This is a genomic window from Mesorhizobium waimense (assembly GCF_003601975.1).
GTDB lineage: Bacteria > Pseudomonadota > Alphaproteobacteria > Rhizobiales > Rhizobiaceae > Mesorhizobium > Mesorhizobium waimense.
Window position 1 is genome coordinate 180,835 of sequence record NZ_QZWZ01000001.1, and the last position, 13,154, is coordinate 193,988.

At 64.1% G+C, this 13,154-nt stretch carries 11 protein-coding genes; 1 reads left to right on the forward strand and 10 read right to left on the reverse strand.

Annotated features, from left to right (window positions below; translation table 11 throughout):
- Positions 1-9: 9 nt before the first annotated feature.
- The 10 genes from D3227_RS00940 to D3227_RS00985 form a co-directional block, all read right to left on the reverse strand.
- A complete protein-coding gene (locus D3227_RS00940) occupies positions 10-1,407 on the reverse strand; it encodes an NAD(P)(+) transhydrogenase (Re/Si-specific) subunit beta (RefSeq protein WP_120011814.1) in 1,398 nt (465 codons plus the stop codon).
- A gap of 1 nt (position 1,408) precedes the next feature.
- Positions 1,409-1,831 carry an NAD(P) transhydrogenase subunit alpha part 2 gene (locus D3227_RS00945; protein WP_120011815.1) on the reverse strand — a complete coding sequence of 141 codons (423 nt, stop codon included), beginning with the start codon at positions 1,829-1,831 and terminating at the stop codon, positions 1,409-1,411.
- Positions 1,831-3,120 (reverse strand): Re/Si-specific NAD(P)(+) transhydrogenase subunit alpha, encoded by a 1,290-nt coding sequence (locus D3227_RS00950; protein WP_120011816.1) that lies wholly within the window; start codon positions 3,118-3,120, stop codon positions 1,831-1,833. Before D3227_RS00950 ends, D3227_RS00945 begins: the two co-directional genes overlap by 1 nt.
- A gap of 84 nt (positions 3,121-3,204) precedes the next feature.
- Positions 3,205-3,429, reverse strand: a complete 225-nt coding sequence (locus tag D3227_RS00955; RefSeq protein ID WP_006202402.1) for an aa3-type cytochrome c oxidase subunit IV — start codon at positions 3,427-3,429, stop codon at positions 3,205-3,207.
- A gap of 164 nt (positions 3,430-3,593) precedes the next feature.
- A complete protein-coding gene (locus tag D3227_RS00960; protein WP_120011817.1) occupies positions 3,594-3,743 on the reverse strand; it encodes a DUF3096 domain-containing protein in 150 nt (49 codons plus the stop codon).
- A gap of 127 nt (positions 3,744-3,870) precedes the next feature.
- The gene (locus D3227_RS00965) at positions 3,871-4,635 is read right to left on the reverse strand and encodes an N-acyl amino acid synthase FeeM domain-containing protein (protein WP_245451608.1); all 765 of its coding nucleotides are present in this window, start codon (positions 4,633-4,635) and stop codon (positions 3,871-3,873) included.
- 169 nt (positions 4,636-4,804) lie between these two features.
- Positions 4,805-7,117 carry a putative bifunctional diguanylate cyclase/phosphodiesterase gene (locus D3227_RS00970; protein WP_120011819.1) on the reverse strand — a complete coding sequence of 771 codons (2,313 nt, stop codon included), beginning with the start codon at positions 7,115-7,117 and terminating at the stop codon, positions 4,805-4,807.
- A 142-nt stretch (positions 7,118-7,259) separates the two neighbouring features.
- Positions 7,260-10,733, reverse strand: coding sequence for an indolepyruvate ferredoxin oxidoreductase family protein (locus tag D3227_RS00975; RefSeq protein WP_120011820.1), 3,474 nt, complete (start codon positions 10,731-10,733; stop codon positions 7,260-7,262).
- Between the two features lie 213 nt (positions 10,734-10,946).
- Positions 10,947-11,474: a hypothetical protein gene (locus tag D3227_RS00980; RefSeq protein ID WP_167480557.1), complete on the reverse strand. Its 528-nt coding sequence runs from the start codon at positions 11,472-11,474 to the stop codon at positions 10,947-10,949.
- Positions 11,467-12,075, reverse strand: a complete 609-nt coding sequence (locus D3227_RS00985) for a CGNR zinc finger domain-containing protein (RefSeq protein WP_120011822.1) — start codon at positions 12,073-12,075, stop codon at positions 11,467-11,469. The genes D3227_RS00980 and D3227_RS00985 overlap by 8 nt, the downstream gene beginning before the upstream one ends.
- Before the next feature lie 82 nt (positions 12,076-12,157).
- Between D3227_RS00985 and D3227_RS00990 the strand changes: the two genes are divergently transcribed.
- The gene (locus tag D3227_RS00990) at positions 12,158-13,063 is read left to right on the forward strand and encodes a branched-chain amino acid ABC transporter permease (RefSeq protein WP_120011823.1); all 906 of its coding nucleotides are present in this window, start codon (positions 12,158-12,160) and stop codon (positions 13,061-13,063) included.
- Positions 13,064-13,154 lie beyond the last annotated feature (91 nt).

The following is a 13,154-nucleotide window of genomic DNA, read 5'->3' on the forward strand; positions in this document are numbered from 1 at the left end:
CTGGCTGGATCAGTGATCCATGGCCTTGACGATCTCTTCGGTCATCTTCTTGGCGTCGCCGAGCAGCATCATGGTGCCGTCCTTGTAGAACAGCGTGTTGTCGATGCCGGCATAGCCGGAGCCGAGCGAGCGCTTGACGAACAGGCAGGTGCGGGCCTTGTCGACGTCGAGGATCGGCATGCCATAGATCGGCGAGGACTTGTCGTCGCGGGCGGACGGGTTGGTGACGTCGTTGGCGCCGATGACATAGGCGACGTCGGCCTGCGCGAATTCCGAGTTGATGTCCTCGAGTTCGAACACCTCGTCATAGAGCACATTGGCTTCGGCCAAGAGCACGTTCATGTGACCGGGCATGCGGCCGGCGACCGGGTGGATGGCGTACTTCACGTCGACGCCATTGGCCTTGAGCTTGTCGGCCATCTCGCGCAGCGCGTGCTGTGCCTGGGCGACCGCCATGCCGTAGCCGGGCACGATGATGACCTTCTGCGCGTTCATCATCAGATAGGCGGCGTCATCGGCCGAGCCCTGCTTGACGGTGCGCTCGATACCGTCATCGGTGGCAGCCGCCGTCTCGCCGCCGAAGCCGCCGAGAATGACCGAGATGAAGGAGCGGTTCATGCCCTTGCACATGATGTAGGACAGGATGGCACCGGACGAGCCGACCAGCGCGCCGGTGATGATCAGCGCCAGATTGCCGAGCGTGAAGCCCAGTGCCGCTGCCGCCCAGCCGGAATAGGAATTCAGCATCGACACGACGACCGGCATGTCGGCGCCGCCGATCGGGATGATCAGCAGCACGCCCAGCACCAGCGAAGCCGCCACGATCAGCCAGAACACAAGCTTGGATTCGGTCGTGACCAAAAGCACGATCAGCACGACCAAAGCGACGCCCAGCGCGATGTTGATGAAGTGGCGGCCGCCGATCATGATCGGCTTGCCCGACATGCGCCCATCGAGCTTGAGGAAGGCGATGACCGAGCCGGTGAAGGTGATGGCGCCGATGGCAACGCCAAGACTCATCTCGATCAGCGCCTGGGCGTGGATATCGGCGACCGTGCCGATGCCGAAACTTTCCGGCGCATAGATCGCGGCGGCCGCCACCATGACGGCGGCAAGGCCGACGAGCGAGTGAAAGGCGGCGACCAGCTGCGGCATCGAGGTCATGGCGATGCGCCGCGCCGTGACGGCGCCGACCGAACCGCCGATCAGCAGCCCGAGCACGATCAGGCCGAAGCCACCGGCCGACGGAACCGCCAGCGCCAGCGTCGTGGCAATGGCGATGCCCATGCCGATCATGCCGTAGAGATTGCCCTGGCGGCTGGTGGTCGGGTGCGACAGGCCGCGCAGCGCCAGGATGAACAGGATACCGGAGACCAGATAGAGGAAGGAAGCGAAGTTGGCGTTCACGTCACTTGTCCTTCTTCTTGTACATGGCCAGCATGCGCTGGGTGACGAGGAAGCCGCCGAAGATGTTGACCGAGACCAGCATCAGCGCAACGAAGCCGAAGCCGGTGGCGATGCCGGACGCCGAGATGCCGACGGCAAGCAGCGCGCCGACGACGATGACCGAGGAGATGGCGTTGGTGACGGCCATCAGCGGCGTGTGCAGTGCCGGCGTGACAGACCACACGACGTAGTAGCCGACGAAGATCGCCAGGACAAAGATGGCGAAGCGAAAGACGAAGGGATCGATGGCGCCGCCGGACAGCGCGTGCGCGGCGTCACCCGCCGCCTCGGTACCGGGCGCGGTGGCGAGGTTCTGGACCGCGAGGCGCACTGCGGCGCTCGCCTGGTCGAGCTGGTCGAGGGCTTTCTGCAAGGTCTGATCCATCACGCGATCCCCTTCGGCTTGGCAGCGGACTTGCCCGTGGCGACTTTCTTGTCAGCGGCCCTTTTCGGCGCGGCTTTCTTCACCGATGCGGCGGCGACCATGGTCTTCGCCGGGATCGCGGCCGGTTCGACATGCTGGCCCTTTGGCGGCTCTGCCGCCTTGGCGAAGGCCGGGTGCACGACCTTGCCGGCATCGGTCAGCATGGTTGCCTTGACCAGCTCGTCATCGCGCTTGATGGCAAGCGTCTTCGTCGTCTTGTCGACCAGCGTCTCCAGGAAGGCAAAGAGGTTCCTGGCGTAGAGCAGCGAGGCCGACGCCGCGACGCGGCCCGGCACGTTGAGATGGCCGACGATCTTGACGTTGTTGGCTGTGGTGACGACCTTGCCGGCTACTGCGCCCTCGACATTGCCGCCGCGCTCGACGGCGAGGTCGACGATCACCGAACCCGGCTTCATCGAGGCGACCATCGCCGCCGAGACCAGCTTCGGCGCCGGCCGGCCGGGGATCAGCGCCGTGGTGATGACGATGTCCTGCTTGGCGATGTGCTCGGCGGTCAGTGCCGCCTGCTTGGCCTGATACTCCTTGGACATCTCCTTGGCATAGCCGCCAGCCGTCTCGGCCGCCTTGAATTCCTCGTCCTCGACGGCCAGGAATTTGGCGCCGAGCGACTGCACCTGTTCCTTCACCGCCGGGCGCACATCGGTGGCGGTGACGACGGCGCCAAGCCGGCGCGCCGTGGCGATCGCCTGCAGGCCGGCGACGCCGACGCCCATGATGAAGGCCTTCGCCGCCGGCACCGTGCCGGCCGCCGTCATCATCATCGGCAAAGCCCGGTCATATTCGGCGGCCGCGTCGATCACCGCCTGGTAGCCGGCGAGATTGGCCTGCGAGGACAAGACGTCCATCGACTGCGCGCGGGTGATGCGCGGCATGAATTCCATCGAGAAGGCGGTGACGCCTGCCTTGGCCAAAGCCGCGACGGCGGCATCGTTGCCATAAGGGTCCATGATGGCGATGACAGCCGCACCGGATCTGTAGCCCTTCATCTCGGCTTCCGTTGGCCGTCGCACTTTCAGCACCACATCGGCTTTGGCGGCATCGCCGGCCTTGCCGATCGCGGCGCCCGCCTTGGCGAACTCCTCGTCCGGAATGCGCGAGGCCGTGCCGGCGCCGGTCTCGACGGTCACGTCGAACCCCAGCCCCGCCAACCGTTTCACCGTGTCGGGCGAGGCCGCAACGCGCGGCTCGTTCGCATCGAGTTCACGAGGGATGAAAACCGTCTGTCCCACCGCATGATCCTTTCGGCTGGAACCTGTTGCGCAAGACGCCAGCCGGACCTCCGGCAGCGTCCCTGGCGAAGGATTTCGGAAATTCTATCGGAGAATGAAGGCGCCGGCAGCCAGGATCAGGGCGCAGAGGATGGTCGCCGAGAAGAAACCGCCAACGAAGAAGCCGAACGCCATCGCGATAACTATGGCAAGACAAAAGAGCGAACCGTATTTGGCCAGCGCCAGGAAGCCCGCATAGGTGCGGTCGTGCTCGGCATAGTCCATCTTCGCGCCCAGTTCGACAGGACCGGACGGCGTGTGCTCAGCCATAGGAATACCCCTTCGAAGACATCTTTGAGGCACATAGCGAAAAGCCGGGCGGAGAGCAATGGCGCTATTGCCGCATCACCGGAGACAACTGCCTCAAAGGAAAGTTGAAAGCCGTCCCGTCGGGGGCCCCTGGCTTTCGTGGCGGAGTGACGGGGTCCGGGATATCAGCCCGCCAGGTGCGGGAACAGTCCGAGCAGGCCGGCAATGATCAGATAGATCGCGACGATGTAGTTCAAAAGCCGCGGCATCACCAGGATCAGCACGCCGGCGATCAGCGAGATCAGCGGGGTGAGCGTGATCGCGGAAATGGTCATGTTGGGTGTCCTTTCTCGAGTTGATGTCCGCCGTCCTCAGCCGATGCAGCGACGGTATCTGTCGCCACGACAACGCCGGCACGGCCGGAAAGCTCCTTGCCGGCACCATCACAAAACCCGTGAAGGCTCAGGCGGCTTCGGGGAAATATTTGGCCGTCGGCAGGATGGTCAGCGGCGCAAGCTCGCCGGTCGGCGCTTTCGCGAACAGCATGCGCCGCTCGAGCGCCGTCGAGTGGAAGAACGGAAAACGCTGCAGCGTCGGCGCCATGTTCTGCTCGCAAAGCGATTCATAGAAGAAGATCGGCATGGTGAAAGGCGGATAGATGCGCGGCTCGCCGACCTGCACCGAGCTGAAGATGCGATGATAGAAGGCCGTGTGCTCCTCCCGGATCATCGAAATGCAACTCGTCGCGTTGAAGAACGTGTTGGCGATGACCGCAAGCCGCAGCGTGACATACGGCAGGGCCCGGTAGGTCGACGACAATTGCGGGTCGACCGCCAGTCGGCTGGGATCGATGAAGGTTTCGCCTCGCGCCAGGCGCAGGAGCAGCCTGTCACCGAACACCGTCATGATTGGCGCTTCGGGAGTCTCGCGGGTCAGGTGATGAAGCCTGACCGTGCTGACGAGCTCGCCTTCCATGAAGACACCGAAACAATAGCAGTTCGGGACTTCGTCGAGATGATCGGAAAGCTTCTGTTCGACAATGGTGTCAAGCAGGCCGTGCGAATGGAACGCCTTGTAGCGCAGCCGCGAGATCGCTTCGAAATCCTCGCCGCTTTCGCAGCGCCGATACTCGACGCGCTCCAGAAGTTGGAGCACGTTGCGCGCGAACAGCGAAGGAGGCTGAGGCCTGGCCGCCGAAGTCGCCGCAGGCAGACCTGACTCACGCATGTCCATATTCTTCCCTCGTACCACCGCAGGAGAACAATATCGGACGACATAATGAACAAGAAGATAAAACTACGATCGTCTGCGTTTACCGAAGGTTAACCTTAACAATTGGTTAACGCCATTGACGATTCAACTCCTCTTGAGCCGGCTTTTCAAGCGTGATTGTGGATCAGGTGGTGGCGCGCTTTGCGACCGGGCGCAATTCCGCGGCAAAGGGCCAGGTCACGTTGGACATGGTCTCGATGCCCGACGCGCTGAGCGCGGCGCCGAAGAGGAAGCCCTGGACCAGGTCCGGCTTCACCGAATGCAGCAGGATCTTGAGCTGTTCGAAGGTCTCCACGCCTTCGACGGTGACGGTCAGGCCGAGAATCCGGGTCAGGTCGACGACGCCCTTCAACAGGTCGAGCGAGCGCGGGTTCTGGGTTACGTCCATCAGGAACGAACGGTCGATCTTGATCTTGTCGAGCGGCAGCTTGTGGAGATAGCTCAGGCTCGAATAGCCGGTGCCGAAATCGTCGAGCGCGATACGCACGCCAAGCTGTTTCAGCTCCTCGATGTACTGCCGGGTCAGCGACTTGTCGTCGAGCAGCGCGGTTTCGGTGACTTCGATCTCCAGGCGGGCGGCCGCGAGCCCGGACGTGGCCAGCGCGTCGCGGACTTTCTGGATGACGTCGCTGTTGCGGAAGTCCTTGGCGGAAAGGTTGACCGAAACGCTGGTCTGGTCGGGCCATTTGGCGCATTCCCCGCAGGCCGCCTGAAGCACGAAGGTGCTGATCTCGGAAATGATGCCCATTTCCTCGGCCAGTGGAATAAAGATGCTTGGCGAAACAGGCCCGAGATCGGGATGGTCCCAGCGGCACAATGCCTCGCAGCTGGCAATGCGCATCGTGCTCATCGAGACGATCGGCTGATAGACGACGCGCAGGCCCTTGCTCTCGATCGCGCTGCGCAGGTCCGCCTTCATCAGCTGGCGGTTGCGGAAGGCGGCGTCCATCGCGGCCTCGAACAGCCGCCAGTTGTTCTTGCCGAGCTCCTTGGCCTTGTAGAGCGCCAGGTCCGCCTTGACGATCATGGCGTCGACATCGGTGTCCTCGACTTTGGACAGCACCGCGCCGGCGCTGGCCTGGATGCGCAGCCCATGTCCGGCGACGTCGACTTCGCCCTGCAGGTCGCCGAAAATCTGGTCGAGCAGGCTGGTCAGGTGGCTTTCATCCTCGATGCGGTCGAAGAAGACCATGAACTCGTCGCCGCCGAAGCGGCTGACGGTGATGCCTTGCCCGGCAACGGCCGCCAGCCGCTCCGCGACGGCGTAAATCAGGCCGTCGCCGACCGGGTGGCCCAGCGTGTCGTTGACGCTTTTGAAATCGTCGAGGTCGAGTACCGCAAGGCCGCAGAGACGGTCGCGGTCGCCGGAGGCCATCGATTCGCCGACCAGTTCGTGGAAATAGGCGCGGTTCGGCAGGCCGGTGAGGCTGTCATAGCGCGCCATAAAGCGGATTTTTTCCTCGGCTTCGACGCGCGCCGTGACATCCTCGAAGGTGATGACGCCCAGGTCCTGGCTGCCTTCGCGTGCCGAAAACTCGTAGTGCTGGCCGGTGGAGAAGGAAACCAGCACCTTGCGGTCGCGGCCCTCGCGCAGCGCCCGCGTCAGCTGCGCCTCGACATAGCGGCAGTCCTTTGGCGACAGCATGCCGCCGGCAACGCCGCGCAGGAGCAGCGAGTGGATCGATCGGCCGAGCAATTGGTCAGGCGATTTCAGCGACATCAGATGCGCGGCTTCGGCGTTGCCGACCACCACCTTGCCGTCGGGACCAAGCATCACCAGGCCATGCGACATGGTGTTCAGCGCCCGGTTGAAGCGCTCTGCCAGCCTGGCCGCGGTCTTGCGCTCCGAAATGGCATCGAAAAGCACGGTGCGGACGTGTGCGGCCATTCGGGTGATGATGAAGATGAACGGCACGATATAGAGGCCGAGGATGAAGGTGGGCACGTCGCCCTTGAGCATCAGCCCGATCGCGATCGGCAGCACGACCGTGAAGGCCTGCACCGCAACCATGGTCTTGGAGCCGTAATTGCGGCCGACGATCGTCACCGTCGAGCCCATTATGACGGCGATCGCGGCACTTTCTCCGAACATGTCCGGGATGAGGTAGATGGTCGTGAGGCAGAAAAGCCCCATGAAGAAAGCCTGGATGGTGCCGCCGACCAGGTAGTAGCGTTCCCAGGTCTTGGCCGCTTCATAGCTGTCGAAATTGCCTTCGCGCTGGCCTTTGCGGATGCCGTAATAGCGGTAAAGGCCGGCGCCGAGCATGATTGCCGCCAGGGCGAGGTAGGCCGGATGCTTTGAGGTCAGATAGACAAGAACACCGATGAGTCCGTGGCAAAAAGCGCCGATCAGCAGGATTCCGGGATCGTTGAACAACGATCGCACGAACCCAGCATAGACGTCCTCACCTATCTCTCCGGTTTTGTGTTCTTGCATGGCCCGCGGTGTCGCACGAACCGCAGTCATTTCACATTCGCCTTAAGAAAGGTTTAGAGACGCCGTTTCAGGCCCTGCCGTCAAGTATTTTCCCGGGGGCAAGCCCGGGAAACTGGTCTTCAGGTAAACAAGGCGTATCGGCCTACTCGGCGGCTTGAAGTTCGGGCCTTGCCGGCACTTTTGCCAGGCGCTCGAGCAGCCGCGAGCGTTCTCCGGCGGCCTTTTCGGCGCTCGCCTGCCTGACATGGCCGTAACCGCGAATGAGCGCCGGCACCGAGGCCAGCGCGGCGGCGGCCTCGATCCGGCCCGGCGCCAGCGCCGCGGCGACAAGCTCCAGATCGGCCTCGTATTGGGCAAGAAGCTGCCGCTCCATGCGCCTTTCCGCGCTGTAGCCGAACGGGTCGAAAGCGGTGCCGCGCAGGCCTTTCATCGCCGCCAGCAGGCGGAACCCCTTCATCATCCACGGGCCGAAGCTCGATTTGCGCGGCTTTCCGTCATTGCCGCGCCGGCCCATGATCGGCGGCGCCAGGTGGAATTCGAGTTTTTCGTAGCTCTGGAACTGTTTTGACAGTTCGGCGGCGAAGGAGCCGTCGGTGTAGAGCCGCGCCACCTCATACTCGTCCTTGATCGCCATCAGCTTGAACAGGTTTTTTGCGGCGGCCTCGGTCACCGCGGTCGAACCCGGCACTGCCCTGGCTTCGGCAGCGCGCAGCGGAGCGATCTTGTCGGCAAAGCGCCTGCCATAGGCGGCGTTCTGATAGGCGCTCAGGAAGGCGACGCGGCGGGCAATGATGTCGTCCAGCGTCTCGGCGACCGCGCTGGACGCCTTGCCCGGCTGGGCGATGAGACCGCGCACCAAATCCGGCTGGTGGGCGGCGCGGCGGCCCCAGCGGAAGGCGGCAATGTTCATCGCCACCGCTTGGCCGTTGAGTTCGATCGCCTTCTCGACTGCCTCGGCCGACAGCGGCAGCCCGCCATGCTGGAAGGCAAAGCCGAGCATGAACATGTTGGCGCCGAGCGAATTGCCGAACAAAGCGGTTGCGGTGCTGGTGGCATCGAAGAAGTGCGCCCTGTCGTCACCGGCGGCGGAGCGAATGGCCTTTTTCAGCCGTTCGACGGGCAGCGAGAAGTCGGCCGAGCGTGCGAATTCGCCTGGCATGATCTCGGCGGTGTTGGCGAGGAAGATGGTGTGTCCCTCGCGCACCGCCGCCAGCACTTTCTGGGCGCCGGACACGACGAGATCGCAGCCCAGCACGAGATCGGCCTTGCCGGCCGAAACCCGGATGGCGTGGATATCGTCGGGCGTGCGCGCGATGCGCACATGGGTGAACACCGAGCCGCCCTTCTGGGCCAGCCCGGCCATGTCGATCATGCCGCAGCCCTTGTCCTCGAGATGGGCCGCCATGCCGAGCACCGCGCCGATGGTGACGACGCCGGTGCCGCCGACACCGTCGATGATCGCCGCCCAGCCTTGCTCGCCGAGCGGGAATTCGGCCGGCGCCGGCACGCCGTCCAGCGGATCGGACTTGCCGGCGGTGCCCTCGGCCTTCCGGATTTTGGCGCCGTGCACGGTGACGAAGGACGGACAGAAGCCGTTGACGCAGGAGAAATCCTTGTTGCAGCTCGACTGGTCGATCCTGCGCTTGCGGCCGAATTCGGTCTCGACCGGCTGGATCGAGACGCAGTTCGACTGCACGCCGCAATCGCCGCAGCCCTCGCAGACCAGTTCGTTGATGAAGACGCGCTTGTCGGGATCGGGGAAGGTGCCGCGCTTGCGGCGGCGGCGCTTTTCGGCGGCGCAGGTCTGGTCGTAGAGCAGCACGGAGATGCCCTTGACCGCGCGCAATTCGCGCTGGACGAGGTCGAGGTCGTCGCGGTGATGGATGGTGACGCCGGCCGGGAACTCGGCTTTGCCGGCATATTTGCCCGGCTCATCGGTAACGACCGCGATGCGCTCGACGCCCTCGGCGCGCACCTGCCTGGCGATCATGTCGACGGTCAGGCCGCCCTCATGCGGCTGGCCGCCGGTCATGGCGACGGCGTCGTTGTAGAGGATCTTGTAGGTGATGTTGGCGCCTGTCGACAGCGCGAAGCGGATCGCCAGCGCGCCGGAGTGGTTGTAGGTGCCGTCGCCGAGGTTCTGGAAGATATGGTTGCGCTTCGAGAACGGCGCCTGGCCGACCCATTGCGCGCCCTCGCCACCCATGGCGGTGAAGCCGACGGTGTTGCGGTCCATCCACAGCGCCATGAAGTGGCAGCCGATGCCGGCGGCGGCCAGCGAGCCGTCGGGCACCTTGGTCGAGGAATTGTGCGGGCAGCCGGAACAGAAGAACGGCGTGCGCGAGGCGATGTCCGACGTGTCGGCGAGCATCGCCTGGAACTGGCGCAATTTCGCCACCCGCTTGGCGATCTCTTCCGACGGCCCGATGGTGCGCAAGATGCGCTCGCCGAGCGCGATCGCGATCTCGTTGGGATCGAGCGCACCCTTGGCCGGGAACAGCCAGTCGCCGCGTTCGTCCTTCTTGCCGACGATGACCGGCTGCGTCGCGGTGCCGTAGAGGTTTTCGCGCAGCTGCACCTCGATCAGCGAGCGCTTCTCCTCGACGACGACGATAGTATCGAGGCCGCGGGCAAACTCGGCGATATGCTGGAGGTCGATCGGCCATGGGCAGCCGACCTTGAACAGCCTGATGCCGATGCGGTTGGCTGCCGCCTCGTCGATGCCGATATCCTCTAGAGCCTGGCGGACGTCGAGATAGCTCTTGCCGATGGTAATGACGCCAAGCTTCGGCTTGCGGCCGCCTGAATAGACAATCCGGTTCAGCCCGTTGGCGTGGATGAAGGCGGATGCGGCGGCGCGCTTGTATTCATGCAGCCGCTCTTCCTGGCCGAGCATGTCGATCTCATGGCGGATGTTGAGGCCGCCGGGCGGCATCTCGAACTCCGGCACGACGATGTTCAGCCGTTCGAGCGAGGCATCGACCGAGGCCGTCGATTCGATGTTGTCCTTGACGCATTTGATCGCCGCCCAGGTGCCGGCGAAGCGCGACATGGCAAAGCCGTAGAGCCCATAATCGATGATTTCCTGGACGCCGGCCGGATTGAGGATCGGCACCATGGTGTCGACGAACAGGAATTCGGTGGCATGCGCGTTGGTCGAGGATTCGGCCATGTGGTCGTCGCCCATCAGGGCAAGCACGCCGCCATGCTTCGAGGAGCCTGCGAGATTGGCGTGGCGGAACACGTCGCCGGAACGGTCGACGCCCGGCCCCTTGCCGTACCAGACCGAAAAGACACCGTCATGCGTGCCTTCACCCAGCAATTCCGCCTGCTGCGTGCCCCAGCAGGCGGTGGCGGCAAGCTCCTCGTTGAGACCGGGCTGGAAGACGATGTCGGATTGGGCGAGCTGCTTCTTGGCCTTCCACAACTGCATGTCCAGGCCGCCGAGCGGCGAGCCGCGATAGCCGGAGACGAAGCCGGCTGTGTTGAGGCCGGCGCGGCGGTCGCGCTCGCGCTGCATCAACAGCATGCGGATGACGGCCTGCGCGCCGGAGAGGAAGATGCGCTCCTTTCCAAGATCGAACTTGTCGTCGAGCGCGACGTCGTGCAGCGTCATAAGGCATTTCCTCTGCGGAGGCCGCGCTGGAGCGCGCAGCCAACGTAGGAGTCGGATGCCGCAGTCTTTCCCCCCTTTGCAGGGGAGGTCAAACAAAATCGAAGGTGCCAGGCAGTGCGCAACGAACGATCCGGCGCGCATCCATAGGCGTATGAAAATTGCGCCGCAGCGGTCCGCAAGGAAAGTTCCGGCGGCGGCTCCGCTGCAGGCGTGTCAGGCCTTCGAGCAATCCGGCTTCGGCTCGCCCGGCAGCTTGCCGTCGACATGGCCGGCCATATCCTTGTTGAGCTCGTAGACCGGGCCGACCACCAGGGGACGATCGGGCAGGATCGACTGATCCAGCGACGAGGTCAGCGTCGTCTCGAAGCTCTGCAGAAGCGTGCCGCTGGAATCTTCGATGCGGATCGACACCGCATAGGGCTTGTCCTTGACCACGCAGGTCAGCGGCGGGCTGGTCAGCGTTATATGCGGCAGCTTCGGCCAGATCTTCTGGTTGACGATGATTGGATCGCCACCGGCCGGGTTCTGGAAACTGACCACGGCAACCTGTCCTTCGCCCATCGGCCGCAGCGGCTTGAGCGTGATGACATAGGTGGCGATGCCCAGCCGATAGTTGAACTCAAAGAGCTTGCCGGAAATGGCGAACAGCTGCTCCTTGCCGGAGTCGCGGCAGGCGCCAAGTGCCGCCGCCGCCAGCAGGGCGGCGCCGAGAACCATCGAACGCGAATATGTCCTAGACATTGGTGACCTCCCTGGCCGCCGTACGGCGGCGATAGTAGCGGTTTGCCTTCTGGCGGTTGCCGCAGACCGCCATGTCGCACCAGAGGCGGCTGGAGTTGCGGCTGCGGTCGACGAACAGCCAGCTGCAGTTGGGACAGATCCTTAGCCTGGCGACCGTATCGTCGCGCAACAGCGACAGCGCCGAGACGGCAAGTGCTGCCTCGAAGGCGATCGGCGTCGCCGGGTCTCCGAACGGCTGCCCCGGCGCGCCGATTTCGGTCCGGCTGCCGGCCAGACCCTTGGCACAGGCTTGCAGGAAACCCGGCAGATCGCCGGTGGCGAGAGCGCCTTTCGACACTGCGTGGCGAAACAGGCGGTCGGTCGTCTCGCGGATCGACAGCACGATCGCGGCAATCTCCGCCGGAGACTGCGCCTCCAGCCGCCGCCCGCCAAGCTCCGTCGCGCGAAATCCGCTCGCCGCGTCGGCAAAGCGCGCGATCTCGGCCGGATTGTCAAAACGGTCGAAGGTCTTTTCCGGATCGAACCGCAAAACGACCGTGTTCGCCGCGTCGAGCGCGAGGATGCCGCCAGTGAAACGATGCGGGGTCCAGGAGACTGTCATATCCGAAATCTAACCGATAAATCGCATTTGACAAGTTAGATTTCGAATGCAAACCTCATCCTCACGACCCGAAGGGTTTCTTATGCTCTACTTCTTCCAGCAGGTTCTGAACGGGCTGCATTCGGGCGCGCTCTATGCCTTGCTCGCCTTCGGCTATGTGCTGACCAACGGCCTGCTGCACCGGACCAACCTTGCCTATGGCGCCATGTTCGCCTTTTGCGGGCACGCGATGATCCTCACGGCTGCCTTCGGCTACCAGGCGCTGTGGCTGACCCTCTACGCCGCGGTCGCGCTCGGCATTGTTGCGGCGCTGCTCTATGCGGCGCTGATCAGCCATGTCTTGTCGCGCAGCGTCTTCGAACCCCTTGCCGACCGCTCGCCGAACGCGATCGTAGTGACGACCCTAGGCATCTTGCTGGTGCTGTCGGAGGCCAGCCGCATCGCCGCCGACACCCATGATCTTTGGCTGCCGCCGATGCTGGCCCGGCCGGTGATCTTTGCTGAGAGTGCCGGCTTCAAGGCGACGCTGACGCTGATCCAGTTGCTCGACTGCGCTGCCGTGATAGGTGTGCTGGCGCTCGCCGCCTGGGCATTCGCCCGCTCAAGCTTCGGCCGCTCCTGGCGGGCGGTGTCGGACGATCCGCGGGCGGCGGCGATGTGCGGCGTCAACGTGCGCGCGGTGTTTCGGCTGGCGGTGCTGTTCGGTGGCCTGTGCGCTGCGCTGGCCGGCATTCTTGCCGGCATTTACTACGGCAATATCAGCTTCGGCACCGGCCTGGTCTACGGGCTGAAGATCCTGTTCGTGACGGCGGTCGGCGGCTATCTCTCGCCGCTCAAGGCCGCACTTGGCGCGGCCGCCTTCGGCATGGCCGAATCGCTCTGGGCCGGCTATTTTCCACTCGAATGGCGCGATGCCTGGATGTACCTCTTCCTCGTCGCCATGCTGGTGCTGATCGGCGCCGGCCGCGACCAGCAGAAGATCGCCTGAACCGCGTCTGCGACTTTGGTTGGATGCCGCGTGGTGAGTTGGCGGTTTTGCACCGTTCACCACCCCACAACAGCGTTTAGCCTGCCTCTGC

What these genes read in the sequence shown, in the direction of transcription:
- D3227_RS00945 (WP_120011815.1), bottom strand. Translation starts at nt 1,831, where the DNA reads ATGGATCAGACCTTGCAGAAAGCCCTCGACCAGCTCGACCAGGCGAGC.
- D3227_RS00955 (WP_006202402.1), bottom strand. Translation starts at nt 3,429, where the DNA reads ATGGCTGAGCACACGCCGTCCGGTCCTGTCGAACTGGGCGCGAAGATG.
- D3227_RS00960 (WP_120011817.1), bottom strand. Translation starts at nt 3,743, where the DNA reads ATGACCATTTCCGCGATCACGCTCACCCCGCTGATCTCGCTGATCGCC.
- D3227_RS00965 (WP_245451608.1), bottom strand. Translation starts at nt 4,635, where the DNA reads ATGCGTGAGTCAGGTCTGCCTGCGGCGACTTCGGCGGCCAGGCCTCAG.
- D3227_RS00970 (WP_120011819.1), bottom strand. Translation starts at nt 7,117, where the DNA reads ATGCAAGAACACAAAACCGGAGAGATAGGTGAGGACGTCTATGCTGGG.
- D3227_RS00975 (WP_120011820.1), bottom strand. Translation starts at nt 10,733, where the DNA reads ATGACGCTGCACGACGTCGCGCTCGACGACAAGTTCGATCTTGGAAAG.
- D3227_RS00980 (WP_167480557.1), bottom strand. Translation starts at nt 11,474, where the DNA reads ATGTCTAGGACATATTCGCGTTCGATGGTTCTCGGCGCCGCCCTGCTG.
- D3227_RS00985 (WP_120011822.1), bottom strand. Translation starts at nt 12,075, where the DNA reads ATGACAGTCTCCTGGACCCCGCATCGTTTCACTGGCGGCATCCTCGCG.
- D3227_RS00990 (WP_120011823.1), top strand. Translation starts at nt 12,158, where the DNA reads ATGCTCTACTTCTTCCAGCAGGTTCTGAACGGGCTGCATTCGGGCGCG.